Source organism: Actinomyces sp. HPA0247, assembly GCA_000411415.1.
Classification (GTDB): Bacteria; Actinomycetota; Actinomycetes; order Actinomycetales; family Actinomycetaceae; genus Pauljensenia.
Genome location: KE150451.1, coordinates 310,717 through 322,913, shown reverse-complemented (window position 1 = coordinate 322,913; position 12,197 = coordinate 310,717). Strand labels below are relative to the sequence as shown.

Sequence of the window (12,197 nt, the reverse complement as noted above, 5' to 3'; positions counted from 1 at the left end):
CTCCGGTGAGCACCGCCTCACACCCGACCGCCTCCCACGCGGCGGGCGGGTGTGAGGCCCTCTGATAGCAGCGCCGCTTAGCGGCGCGCGGCACGACCGGTGCCACCTTCTGTCGCCAGTCGGGGGCAGAACCAAGTCGCAATGACGCGCGAACGCGCACGTGTGGAGGACACGATGTCTGAGCCAGTGAAGGCTGCGGAAAAGAAAAAAGAGGGGCCCAAGACCTCTCATGCAAATGATGTGACCAAGCGTGGTTTCTTCGTCAAGCTCATCCTGATGATGCTGATTGACGCCCTGGGACTCTACGGAGTCTTCACCGCCTACATGGTGAAGTCCTGGATCGTCCTCGGTGTTCTCGCCGCGCTGCTCATTGTCGTGAACTGGATTTACTTCTCCAAGCGGATGATCCCCGCGAAGTACCTGGTTCCCGGCATGGTGTTCCTGCTCATCTACCAGGTGTTTGTCATGGGATACACGGGTTACGTGTCCTTCACAAACTACGGTCAGGGACACAACTCGACCAAGGAAGACGCGATCTCCGCTATCCTGAAAGCCTCCGAGCAGCGCGCCCCCGGTGCGGTCAACGTGACCGCCGCGGTCGTTGAGGACGGCTCCGGCCTCGGCCTCGTCATCGCAGATCCGACCACCGGCGCTCTCAAGGAAGGCAACCCCGACACCCCTCTGCGTGATGTTCAGGGCACCGTCTCCGCCGGCATGATCTCCGACGTCCAGGGCTACAAAGTCCTCAAGGTTGCGGACATCCTCAAGCGCCAGACCGACGTCGCCGGGCTGACTGTTCCCGTCTCCTCCGACCCGAACGACGGATACTACAAGACCGATGATGGTACGACCGCCTACCTGGCCAAGTCGACCTACGCTTACGACGCCCAGGCTGATACCCTCACCGACACTGCCACCGGAACCGTGTACACGGCCGATAACAAGACCGGTGTCTTCGTCGATTCCGCCGGCAACGAGCTCACCCCCGGCTGGCGCGTCTTCGTCGGCTTCAGTAACTACAAGAACATGGTGACCAGCAATGACCTGGGCGGCCCCTTCCTCAAGGCGCTCGTGTGGTCCTTCGTGTTCGCCGCTGCATCGGTGCTCTCCACCTTCGCGCTTGGTCTCATCCTGGCCCTCGTCTTCTCCGACAAGCGCATCAAGGGCCGCAAGGTCTACCAGTCCCTCATGATCCTGCCCTACGCCTTCCCGGCCTTCCTGGCCACCCTGGTGTGGAAGGGCATGCTCAATACGGACTTCGGCTTCATCAACCAGGTCTTCCTCGGCGGCGCGCACATTCCGTGGCTCGATAACGGCCTGCTCGCCAAGCTTTCGATCCTCGGCGTGAACCTGTGGCTGGGCTTCCCCTACATGTTCCTCGTCTGCCTCGGTGCCCTGCAGTCGCTGCCGGGCGACATTGAAGAGGCTGCGAAGATCGACGGCGCCTCCGGCCTGCGTACCGTCTGGTCCATCAAGCTGCCTCTGGTCCTGCAGTCGACCGTGCCGCTGCTGATCGCCTCCTTCGCGTTCAACTTCAACAACTTCTCGCTCATCTACATGCTGACGGGTGGCGGGCCGAACTACCCGGGCCTGTCGGTGCCCGTCGGTGAGTCCGACATCCTGATCTCGATGGTCTACAAGATCGCCATTGACTCCGGATCCCCGAACTACGGCCTCGCCTCGGCCATGTCCATCGTCATCTTCATTGTCGTGGGCGTGATTGCGTGGCTTGGCTTCCGTCAGACGAAGACCCTTGAGGAGCTGTGATGAGCGCTGCAACCGTTTCTAAGAAGCATGATGGAAGCACCCTCAAGGGTGCCCGCTGGTGGGCCGAGGTCGGCTGGCGTCACATCGTCGCCATCCTGACGATCGTCTACTGCGTCGTCCCGCTGCTCTACGTCCTGTCGGTGTCCCTGAACCCCGGCGCGACGCTGACCGGTTCGAACTCGCTGTTCTCGAAGTTCTCGCTGGAGAACTTCCAGGCGCTGGGTAGCGGCAAGTACGCCATGTACTGGTCGTGGATTCTCAACTCCCTGATCGTGTCCACCGCGACCGCGATTGGTACGGTCCTCATGGGTGCCGCGGCCGCCTACGCGTTCAGCCGCTTCCGCTTCAAGGGCCGTCGCGCGACCCTGACCGGCCTGCTGCTGGTGCAGATGTTCCCGCAGATGCTGGCCTTTGTGGCCCTGTTCCTGCTGCTGCTGGGCATCCAGGACATCTTCCCGGTGCTGGGTCTGAACTCCAAGCTCGGTCTGATCTGCGTCTACCTGGGTGGCGCGCTTGGTTCGAACACGTTCCTGCTCTACGGCTTCTTCAACTCGATCCCGCGTTCGCTCGATGAGGCGGCCATGATTGACGGCGCGACCCATGCGCAGACTTTCTGGACGATCATCATGCCTCTCGTGCGTCCCGTCCTCGCGGTCGTCGGCCTGCTGAGCTTCATTTCCTCGCTCGGTGACTTCGTTATCGCCCGTGTGGTCCTGCAGGATCAGAGCCAGTTCACGCTGGCGGTCGGCATGTACATGTGGGCTGCCGACTCGCGTACTGCCCCGTGGGGTATCTTCGCCGCTGGCTCCGTGATCGCGGCCATCCCCGTGGTCCTGCTGTTCCAGTACCTGCAGAAGTACATCGTGTCCGGCCTGACCGCCGGCGCGGTCAAGGAGTAAGCGCTCCCGCACACTCCTGCCTAGCTAGCCCCGGCCTCGTCCCCTATCCCCGTGGGACGAGGCCGGGGCTATTTTGTGCGTTCGGGCGCGGGGTGTTGTGTTCCTGGGGTGGGTTGCTGCGTTCGGGCGCGGGGTGTTGTGTTCCTGGGGTGGGTTGCTGCGTTCGGGGGTGGGGTGGAGTGTGCGCGAGGCGGGGTGCTGCGTTCGGGGGGTGCTGTGTGAGGTGATCAGGTGACGTGCGGATGTGGACAATACGCGCATCACGAGCATTGCAGGTATGGTTCCCCAGCAATGTCGCACGTAATTCCCATGTGAATCTTTCAAACATTGAAATCGCATCATTGGAATTGCAACGTTTGTAGGCTGCGTTAAATACTGACCAAGGGAAATTACGTGCGACTTTTTGGGGGAGTGGGTTCGTTGTGGTGGGTGTGGGTGTCGGGGAGGGATGGCGTGGGCGCAGGCGTGGGGGAGTGGAGTGTGACCTGAGACTTGTGTGGTGAGAGCGCTTGACAGGTTAGTCGGTTATATGGTTCATTAGTCATGTAATGAACCACTGAAGCTGAAGGGAGGGTACGCATGGCACCCACATTCGTCTCGGGGATCCCGATCTACGTGCAGATCGCCGACGACATCCGCGCGCAGATCCTGCGCGGCGCCCTGCGTGCCGGGGATCAGCTCACCTCCACCACGGAATACTCCGCGACCTACCGCATCAACCCGGCCACCGTCGGCAAGGCCTTCGCAATCCTCGTCGATGAAGGGCTCGTCGAAAAGCGGCGCGGAATCGGCATGTTCGTCGCCGAAGGTGCTCGCGATGTCCTCGTGGCCGACGGACTCGCGTCCTACGTGGAGGAGACCCTGAACCCCGCCGTCGAGGCGGGCCTGGCCCTGGGCCTCGACCTCGACGCCATCATCGACCACGTCCGCGCCTACAGCGCCGACACAACCGCCAAGGACAACTCATGATCACCCTCAACTCCATCAGGCACACGTATCCGGGAGAGAACGTGGCGGCGCTGCGCGACATCTCGCTCACACTCGGAGACGCGACCGTCACCGCCCTCGTCGGCCCCAACGGCTCGGGCAAGACGACGCTCATGCAGATCCTTGGCGGCCTGATGGTCCCCACCGCGGGGAGCATCTCCATCGACGGCAGCCAGGCCAGCGCTGACGACCTGCTCACCGGTTCGATCGTGGCCTCGTCTGCGCGTGACCTCGATGATGCGAACAGTAAGACGCTCGTCGCCTACGCGCGTCTGCGTCCCACGTGGGACGAGCAGCTCTTCGAGCACTACGTCGACCGCTTCGAACTCGCTTTGAGCCGTAAGTCCGTGCGCAAGCTCTCCAGCGGGCAGGCCGCCATTTTCTCCGCCTCGATCGCGCTGGCCTCGGGAGCGCCCCTCACCCTCCTCGACGAGATCCAGGCGCCCCTGGACGTGCCCACGCGCTACGCCCTCTACGAGGAGATTCTCGCTCTGGCGGGGGAGGTCATGGAAGGACAGCGCCCCCAGCGACGCTTCCTCATCTCCTCGCACATGGTCTCCGAACTCGAAAAGGTCGCCGAGGACGTCATCGTCTTGAAGAAGGGCGAGCTCCTCGCTCACGAGAGCGTTGACGACTTCACCTGCCGAGTCTCAGCTCTGACCGGCCACGCCTCCGACATTGAGCGCTTCCTTGCCGCCCACCCGGACCTCGCCGTGATCGCCAGTCGCGAGCTCGGCTCCACGCGAGAGATCGTCGTGGACCTGCGCGGCGCCTCCATCACCGAGGCCGATCTTGCCACCCATAGCCTCAGCGCAGCGCCCTGCTCCTTCCAGGACGCCTTCGCTTACCTCATCCAGGAGAATGACCAATGAGCACCGCAACCACTGTTTCCTCTCAGCCCTCGATCTGGCGACTTGGAATGGTCGACTGGCGATTCGCTTTCGGAGTGTACGCCGCGGTTGTCGTCGGTCAATTTGCCATTAACTCCACGGTGAGCGCCATCATGTACGCGACCTCGGACGACTTCTCGGGGCACGTCGATCAGTCCGCCATGAACGCCGCCTTCTCGACGGGCATCTACATCCTCATCGCGCAGATCATCACTACGACGACGGACCTGCGGGCAGCGTCTCTGAGCGGCGCGTCGCGCCGCACCCTGGCACTGTCGACCTACGTGCACAGTGCCGTCGTTATCGCCATCGCCAGTGTGATCTGGTGGGTGCTTGCCCTGGCTCAGTCGCACATTTTCTTCCTGGGGAGCCTTGAGTACCCCCTCGGACTGGACTCGTGGCTCTTTGTGGTGGTCGCCTGGATCGCCTGCGACGGGGCTGGACGCCTCATCGGTGCGGCCTCGCGCCATGGTCGGGGCCCGTGGTCGGTCGCCCTCGCCATTATCGTGGCGACTGTGCTGGGCCTAGCCGGCATCGCCGGTCCGGTCACCTGGCTGGTCCTCACGCTTGTTCACAAGTCCGGCTACCTTCCCCCGATGCACCCCGCCTTCTGGTTCCTCGGCCTCATCACTCTCGCAGTCGCCGCCGCCGGATGGCGCCTGACCCTCACGGGCAGGATCCGCCGCCTCAACTGAACGTCCGTTCCGCCCGGGGAGCATACCCCCGACCCGGCCTCGGCCTCGTCCCCGCTTCATCCAGGGACGAGGCCGGGGCTGTTTTATGCATTCGGGCGTGTTGTGGCAGCTCCACGTGAGTGTCCCGGGGCTGCCAGTTGCTGGGGGGGGGGATGCTCGGGTGCTGCTGGTTGCTGGGTGTGGCGCTGTAGTTCTGTGCGCGCCCTGCAGTTTCGCATGCAATTCGATGATGGAATGTTCAATCATGTGCTGAAAATGGCGGAATTTCAACGATATTATTTCATCGTATGAAATAGGTAAAGGGGAATTGCCTGCGACTTTTGGGGCGCTGTGCTTGGTGAGCGTGGGTGGTGGCTGTCGGCGCTGTCGGCCCTGTCGGTGCTGGCATGTGCGCATGCGGATAGGTTCGAAGCCGACATGCTTGCCGTCGCCGCAGAGGAGCCTGCCCCCTCCGTATGCGGATAGGTTACGGCGATGTGGATAGGTTATTCACATGCGGATAGCTTAATAACCTATCCGTATCTTCATAACCTATCCGTATGCTCATAACCTATCCGCGAGCGTGCCGAGCGAAGCGAACAGCGAGCTCAGCCAGAACTCCGGGCGCAATCCCGTGGAGAATTGCGGGGGAGGGCGCTGCAGGGCTCGGCCAGAACTCCGGGCGCGCACCTGTGGTGGGATCCATGAGCGCGCAGGGGCCCGGAAGCGCCCGAAACAGTAGTTATCGACTAGTATCGATGGCGACACGACAGCCAGTCGTGCCCCAAATACTCAAGGAGTGACAAGTGGCTAAGGGACCCTCCCGCCTCGACAACGTTATTAGCCTGGCCAAGCGCCGCGGCTTCGTCTTCCCCTGCGGTGAAATCTACGGTGGCACCCGCTCCGCGTGGGACTACGGCCCGCTCGGCGTGGAACTGAAGGAAAATATCAAGCGCGCCTGGTGGAATTACATGGTGCGTCGCCGCGCCGACGTCGTCGGCCTGGACTCCTCCGTCATCCTCCCGCGCGAAGTGTGGGTCGCCTCCGGTCACGTCAAGGCCTTCACCGACCCGCTCATCGAGTGCCTCAACTGCCACAAGCGCGCCCGCGAGGACCAGCTCATCGAAGAGCTCGCCGAAAAGAAGGGCGTCGAAGAGTCCTCCCTGACCACCGCCGACCTCGCCTGCCCGAACTGTGGTGTGCGCGGCCAGTGGACGGAGCCCCGCGCCTTCTCCGGCCTGCTCAAGACCTACCTGGGCCCCGTCGACGACGAGGCCGGCCTGCACTACCTGCGCCCCGAAACCGCCCAGGGCATCTTCGTCAACTACGCGAACGTCATGAACGCCGCGCGCAAGAAGCCGCCGTTCGGCATCGGCCAGATCGGTAAGTCCTTCCGCAACGAGATCACGCCCGGCAACTTCATCTTCCGTACCCGCGAGTTCGAGCAGATGGAACTCGAGTTCTTCTGCGAGCCCGGCACGGATGAAGAATGGCACCAGTACTGGATCGACTACCGCAAGGCCTGGTACGTGGACCTCGGCATCGATCCCGAGAACCTGCGCGAGTACGAGCACCCGCAGGAGAAGCTCTCGCACTACTCCAAGCGCACCGTCGACCTGGAATACCGCTTCGGCTTCCAGGGCAGCGAGTGGGGCGAGCTCGAAGGCATCGCCAATCGCACCGACTACGACCTGACCGTCCACTCCGAGGCCTCCGGCGCGAAGCTCGACTACTTCGACCCGAACACTAAGGAACGTTGGACCCCCTACGTCATCGAGCCCTCCGCAGGCCTGACCCGCTCCCTCATGGCCTTCCTCATCGAGGCCTACCACGAGGACGAGGCCCCCAACGCCAAGGGCGGTGTGGACAAGCGCGTCGTGCTCAAGCTGGACCCGCGCCTGGCCCCCGTCAAGGCCGCTGTCCTGCCCCTGTCCCGCAAGCCCGAACTGACCGGCCCCGCCCAGGAGCTGGCCGACGAGCTGCGCGGCATCTGGAACGTCGACTACGACGACGCCGGCGCCGTTGGCCGCCGCTACCGTCGCCAGGATGAGATCGGCACGCCCTTCTGTATCACCTACGACTTCGACTCGATCGAAGACCACGCCGTCACCATCCGTGAGCGTGACACGATGGAGCAGGTGCGCATCCCGCTCGACAAGGTCAAGTCGTACCTGATCGAACGCCTGGGCTGCTGACTTGCAGATAGCCTCAACGTCCGCAGCGGCCCCTCTTCACGTGGGGCCGCTGCGCCTGTGGACACCCGTCGTCCTGGCCCCCATGGCCGGGGTGACGGACGTGCCCTTCCGACGCCTGTGCCGCATCATGGGCGAGTCGGGCCTGCCCGACCACCTGCGACCCGCCGGCATCCCCTCCTGGGCGGCCGAGTCGGGGGAGGGGGCCACGGCCTCGTCCCCGAAGGCGCCCGACGAAAGCTCCAACGAGCCGCGCCACGTCGCCATCCCGCACGTGGATGCGCCCGCCGGCCTGTACGTCACTGAGATGGTGACCAGCCGCGCCCTCGTCGAGGAAAACGAACGCACCCTGGAGATGGTGCGCCCCGACCCCGCCGAACGCGTGCGCTCCCTGCAGCTGTACGGCGTTGACCCCGCCGTCATGGCCCGCGCTGCGACGATGCTCATCGAGCGCGACCTCACCGACCACATCGACCTGAACTTTGGGTGCCCCGTCCCCAAGGTGACGAAGAAGGGCGGGGGAGCGGCCCTGCCCTGGAAGCGTGACCTGTTCTCCGACCTCGTGGGTGCCGTCGTGCGCGCCTCAAACGAGGCCGGGGAACGCATCGGGCGCGAAATCCCGGTCACCGTCAAGATCCGCATCGGCATCGACTCCGAGCACGAGACCGCGACGGACGCCGCACTGGCCGCGCAGAAGCTCGGCGCCGCCGCCCTCACCCTGCACGCGCGCACGCAGAACCAGCACTACGCGGGCCAGGCCCACTGGGATGAGATCGCGCGCCTGAAGGACCTGCTCGACATCCCCGTCTTCGGCAACGGCGACGTCTTCGAGGCCGCCGACGCCCTGGCCATGCTCGAGCGCACCGGATGCGATGGCATCAGCGTCGGGCGCGGCGCCCAGGGACGCCCCTGGATCTTCCGCGACATTGTCGCCGCCTACCACGGCGGGGCCATCCCGCCCGGCCCCAGCCTCGCCGAGGTCGTCTCCGTCATCGAGCGCCACGCCGCATGGTGCGTCGTCGACCAGGGCGACGAGGGACGCGCGCTGCGCGAAATGCGCAAACACATCGGATGGTACCTGCGCGGATTCGCCGTCGGCGGCCCCCAGCGTCACGCCCTGTCCATGGTCTCCACCCTCCAGGAGCTGCACGATCGCCTCGGCGACCTCGACCTCGACCAGGCGTTCCCGCCCGCCGCCCGCGGACCGCGAGGACGCGCCGGCGGCGAGAAAACACCCCACCTGCCCGACGGCTGGCTGGACCACCCCTACCTCACGCAGAGCGAACGAGATCGCCTGCACCTGGCAGAAATCGGATACTAAGCGAAGGAATCATGCCTCACTCATCTGCGCCCGACCCTGACCCTGCGCCCGGACTCGTCACCATCGGGCGAGCCGCCAAGAAGGCGACCCTCGGTGGCCACACCCAGGTGATTGTTCCCCTCAGCGGGGATTCGCAGTCCCTCATCGGGCAAGTTCAGGCAATGGCCACGTGCCGCGCGGACATCGTCGAGTGGCGGGCCGACACCTTCCTTTCCTCCCTCGTCGGGGCACACTTCGTGTCAGCCTCCGACGTCGGGGAAGATCTCGTGAGCATGGCCCGCTACGTCGCGGACTCCTCGCCGCTGCCGGTTTTGGCGACCATCCGCACATCGGTCGAGGGCGGCCAGGCATACCTGGATGACGAGGAGTACTGCGCCCTCGTGCGTCGGCTCGCTTCGTGCGTGGGAGGCGTCGACGTGGAGATCTCGCGCGACGGATCTTCTACCCTCATCGAGGATGCACACGAGGAGGGGGCGATCGTCGTTGCTTCCTTCCACGATTTTGAGGCCACCCCCAGCGATGAACGGCTCGCCGAGGTCCTCGCTGCCATGAACGTTGCCGGCGCGGATGTTCTCAAGTTCGCGTGCCTGGCCCACAGTGCCACGGATGCGGCCCGTGTCCTGGCCGCGCAGGCGTGGGCGCGCGAGGCCTACGACCGTCCCATCATCGGCATCTCGATGGGGCAGCACGGCGCGCCCACGCGGCTGGTCGGTTCTGCGCTTGGCTCCGCGGCCACCTTCGCCACCCTGCCCGGCTGGGAGGGGAGCGCCCCCGGACAATTCACCGTCGAGCAGGTGCGTGCCGTCCTGGATATCGTCGACCGGTGAAGTGACAAGGGCGTTAGGTTTATCCGACAAGGTGACACCCTTCCTGAGATACGGGTAACATAGAGCGGTATTGTCATCCGCCGATGAATGAGAGCGTTGCCATGGTCGAATCCCACCGGTGCTGCGGGGAGTCACGATGAATTGGTTCCAAGTCCTCCAGTGGGAGTCCGCGCCACTTGCCGAGCTCGCGCGCGATGCGGAGAGTAAATCGCGCGAGCTTCAGGCGGCAGGTGAAGAGTTGAACGCCCAGCTCAACTCCCTGACGGGCAGCGGAAAGACCGTCACGGCCGTTCAGCAGGCTATTAGCAAGCGCATCTCGGAGATCGACAAGCAGGTCAACTACCTGATCAGCGTCGGCGAAATTGCGAGCGCGGGCGTCGACGGCATCGACGACATTCGCGCCGATATCGAGGATATCCAGCAGCTCCTGACATCCTGGCCTATCCACATCGACACAAGCGGCGTCGTCTCTTTCGTAGGATCCATCGTCGACTCTGTTCAATCGCTCGTCACGCATCCTCAAGAGATGGTGAAGACTATTGGGGATCGCATCGGGAAGGTTCTTGCGAAGGCCACCGCCCTCGAGGTCAAACTGGTCGCCATGATGGCGGCCCTTGGGCTGGGTATCTTCGATAATCGTGTCAACTACTCGGCTTCTGGCGCCTCGAAACCCTCTCTTCCTCCGGCTGTCGCGAGCGAGCAAGAGGTGGCCTCCTGGTGGTCCCAACAGAGCGACGCGAACAAGAAGTGGCTCATCGAGAATTATCCGGAGAAGATCGGCAACCTTAACGGCGTTGATGCTACGTCGAGGGACAAGGCGAATCGCATCGTCCTCGACCAGAAGCTCAATGATCTGCCGGGACAGATAGACAAGCTGGATGAGGAAGCGGCCAACGCTCCTTCGCCGTTCATTCGCAATGCGATCTTGGGAAAGAAGGCGAAGCTTCAGCACGAGCTCGACGAATTGAAGGTTGTCAACGAAACTCTCAAGAGAGGCCCCGATCCGAAGACTGGCGCCCAAGGAGACGGCATCCCACGTCAGCTGCTGGGCCTCGATTCCTCCGGGCGCAATCTGAAGGCGATCGTCGCACAGGGGAACGTGGATACGGCTGACCATGTCGGTGTCATCGTCCCGGGGCTTCATACGAACGTCCAGAATACGCTCGGCGATTACGATGATCGCTCAGCCAGTATGCTGGATAAAGCCAGGAGGCAAGTCAAACCGGGTGAAACCGTAGCGATGGTGGAGTATCTGGGCTATGACGCTCCACAGATTGAAATCGAGGCAGCGAGCACCGACTACGCGAAGAGAGGTGCCCCCGGTCTTGCCGGGTTCCTCAACGGTGTGGATGCCTCCCGCGAACATGGCGCGGGGGATGCTCACATCACACTGTTCGGCCACTCGTACGGGTCGACGACGTCGGGCATGGCGGCCACCCTCGTCAACGAAGGCGTCGTGGACGACATCGTACTGGCCGGTTCCCCGGGCGCGGGTGTGGAAGATACCGCTGAGTATCACGTGCCGGAGGGGCACGCGTGGGTGAGCGCGGCGCCCTACCAGTACGACATGGTCCAGGGGATGGGCTCCATGTTTGGCTTCGGTAAGAATCCCGACTGGGCTGACGGTTTCAACCGTCTGTCGGGTGACGTGGGTCCGGCGCCCTCCGGTTTTAGTCCCTTCGGCCAACACATGGATTACTTCAAGGACCAAACACGAGCCCAGTACGAGATCGCTGGCGTAATCGCCGGTGCCGGTAAGAAGTGAGTATGAGGCTTGCGCGTGCCGTCCTGCCAGCAATGTGTGTGGCGCTGCTGTGCGCCGCGTGTGTTCCCCGTTCGGAAGGAGAGCAAAGGATGAATCCCGAGCAGAAGTCTGCCGTTGAGGTGGCTGAGCATCTGCATTCCATTGAGGAGTTTCAAAGGGATGTGGAGCCCGCAATCGTTGCGGCACGCAATGAGTTCCTCACTCAGGAGACGATCGTTGGCTTGTATGCGAACGATTTCATTGATGAGCTGTACCCCGATAGCACGCCGCTTTACAGCCTAAGAGCTCGGTCCTACACCTTCTCTGAGACTGACGCTGATCGTATTCGTGATGTTTACGATGAGAAGCTGAAGCCGTTGGGCTTCGAGCTGTGGGAGAAGAATGATCCGGACACGGTGCTGTTGGTGTGGACGAACGCGAGTTACGCGGCGTCTGTCGATGTCGTCACCCATGTGGGTATTCAGAGCTCAACGTCCTACTCGGCGGGTCCGCTGCGTAGCGATGGTTCCAGTGAGAATCCTTCCGTGTTCTTGCCGCTGGAGGGGCGGGTGCCGGAGTGGCTCACCCCGGAGCTGACGGAGAAATACAGGGAGCAATAACGGGGCATGGTCCTGATGCTCTTTGTGTGACGTGAGTGCTTTCGTGGTTGCAACCATGAGGCGCTGTGGGGCTCGTGGCGATGGAGGGAGGCGTTTTGAGGCTGGTGCGTGCTTTCGTCGCGGGTGTCTGCGTGGTGCTGCTGTGTGCCGCGTGTGTTCCCCGTTCGGAAGGAGAACAAGAGATGAATCCCGAGCAGAAGTCTGCCGTTGAGGTGGCTGAGCATCTGCATTCCATTGAGGAGTTTCAAAGGGATGTGGAGCCCGCAATCGTTGCGG

General features: G+C 63.3%; 10 protein-coding genes. All 10 read left to right on the top strand.

Features of this window, described 5'->3' with window-relative positions:
* The first annotated feature begins 174 nt into the window (after window positions 1–174).
* The 10 genes from HMPREF1478_RS06555 to HMPREF1478_RS06510 all read left to right on the top strand — a co-directional run bounded on the left by HMPREF1478_RS06555 (window position 175) and on the right by HMPREF1478_RS06510 (window position 11,921).
* Complete coding sequence (locus tag HMPREF1478_RS06555; RefSeq protein WP_016461289.1) at window positions 175–1,767, top strand: ABC transporter permease subunit; 1,593 nt, start codon at window positions 175–177, stop codon at window positions 1,765–1,767.
* Window positions 1,767–2,666, top strand: a complete 900-nt coding sequence (locus tag HMPREF1478_RS06550; RefSeq protein WP_016461288.1) for a sugar ABC transporter permease — start codon at window positions 1,767–1,769, stop codon at window positions 2,664–2,666. Before HMPREF1478_RS06555 ends, HMPREF1478_RS06550 begins: the two co-directional genes overlap by 1 nt.
* Before the next feature lie 579 nt (window positions 2,667–3,245).
* Window positions 3,246–3,635, top strand: a complete 390-nt coding sequence (locus HMPREF1478_RS06545; protein WP_016461287.1) for a GntR family transcriptional regulator — start codon at window positions 3,246–3,248, stop codon at window positions 3,633–3,635.
* A complete protein-coding gene (locus tag HMPREF1478_RS06540; protein WP_016461286.1) occupies window positions 3,632–4,525 on the top strand; it encodes an ATP-binding cassette domain-containing protein in 894 nt (297 codons plus the stop codon). Before HMPREF1478_RS06545 ends, HMPREF1478_RS06540 begins: the two co-directional genes overlap by 4 nt.
* Window positions 4,522–5,238, top strand: coding sequence for a hypothetical protein (locus HMPREF1478_RS06535; protein WP_016461285.1), 717 nt, complete (start codon window positions 4,522–4,524; stop codon window positions 5,236–5,238). Before HMPREF1478_RS06540 ends, HMPREF1478_RS06535 begins: the two co-directional genes overlap by 4 nt.
* A gap of 785 nt (window positions 5,239–6,023) precedes the next feature.
* On the top strand, window positions 6,024–7,412 hold the full coding sequence (locus HMPREF1478_RS06530) for a glycine--tRNA ligase (RefSeq protein ID WP_016461284.1): 1,389 nt from the start codon (window positions 6,024–6,026) through the stop codon (window positions 7,410–7,412).
* A gap of 40 nt (window positions 7,413–7,452) precedes the next feature.
* Window positions 7,453–8,730 carry a tRNA dihydrouridine synthase DusB gene (gene dusB, locus HMPREF1478_RS06525; RefSeq protein WP_016461283.1) on the top strand — a complete coding sequence of 426 codons (1,278 nt, stop codon included), beginning with the start codon at window positions 7,453–7,455 and terminating at the stop codon, window positions 8,728–8,730.
* Window positions 8,731–8,741: 11 nt separating this feature from the next.
* On the top strand, window positions 8,742–9,557 hold the full coding sequence (aroD, locus tag HMPREF1478_RS06520; protein WP_016461282.1) for a type I 3-dehydroquinate dehydratase: 816 nt from the start codon (window positions 8,742–8,744) through the stop codon (window positions 9,555–9,557).
* Window positions 9,558–9,693: 136 nt separating this feature from the next.
* Entirely contained in the window at window positions 9,694–11,322 is a 1,629-nt protein-coding gene (locus HMPREF1478_RS06515; protein WP_016461281.1) for an alpha/beta hydrolase, read from the top strand.
* A gap of 89 nt (window positions 11,323–11,411) precedes the next feature.
* Entirely contained in the window at window positions 11,412–11,921 is a 510-nt protein-coding gene (locus HMPREF1478_RS06510) for a DUF4853 domain-containing protein (protein ID WP_016461280.1), read from the top strand.
* Window positions 11,922–12,197 lie beyond the last annotated feature (276 nt).

Bases quoted from the DNA above. Each gene is read 5' to 3' on its own strand.
- HMPREF1478_RS06555 (WP_016461289.1), top strand. From the start codon at position 175: ATGTCTGAGCCAGTGAAGGCTGCGGAAAAGAAAAAAGAGGGGCCCAAG.
- HMPREF1478_RS06550 (WP_016461288.1), top strand. From the start codon at position 1,767: ATGAGCGCTGCAACCGTTTCTAAGAAGCATGATGGAAGCACCCTCAAG.
- HMPREF1478_RS06545 (WP_016461287.1), top strand. From the start codon at position 3,246: ATGGCACCCACATTCGTCTCGGGGATCCCGATCTACGTGCAGATCGCC.
- HMPREF1478_RS06540 (WP_016461286.1), top strand. From the start codon at position 3,632: ATGATCACCCTCAACTCCATCAGGCACACGTATCCGGGAGAGAACGTG.
- HMPREF1478_RS06535 (WP_016461285.1), top strand. From the start codon at position 4,522: ATGAGCACCGCAACCACTGTTTCCTCTCAGCCCTCGATCTGGCGACTT.
- aroD (WP_016461282.1), top strand. From the start codon at position 8,742: ATGCCTCACTCATCTGCGCCCGACCCTGACCCTGCGCCCGGACTCGTC.
- HMPREF1478_RS06515 (WP_016461281.1), top strand. From the start codon at position 9,694: ATGAATTGGTTCCAAGTCCTCCAGTGGGAGTCCGCGCCACTTGCCGAG.
- HMPREF1478_RS06510 (WP_016461280.1), top strand. From the start codon at position 11,412: ATGAATCCCGAGCAGAAGTCTGCCGTTGAGGTGGCTGAGCATCTGCAT.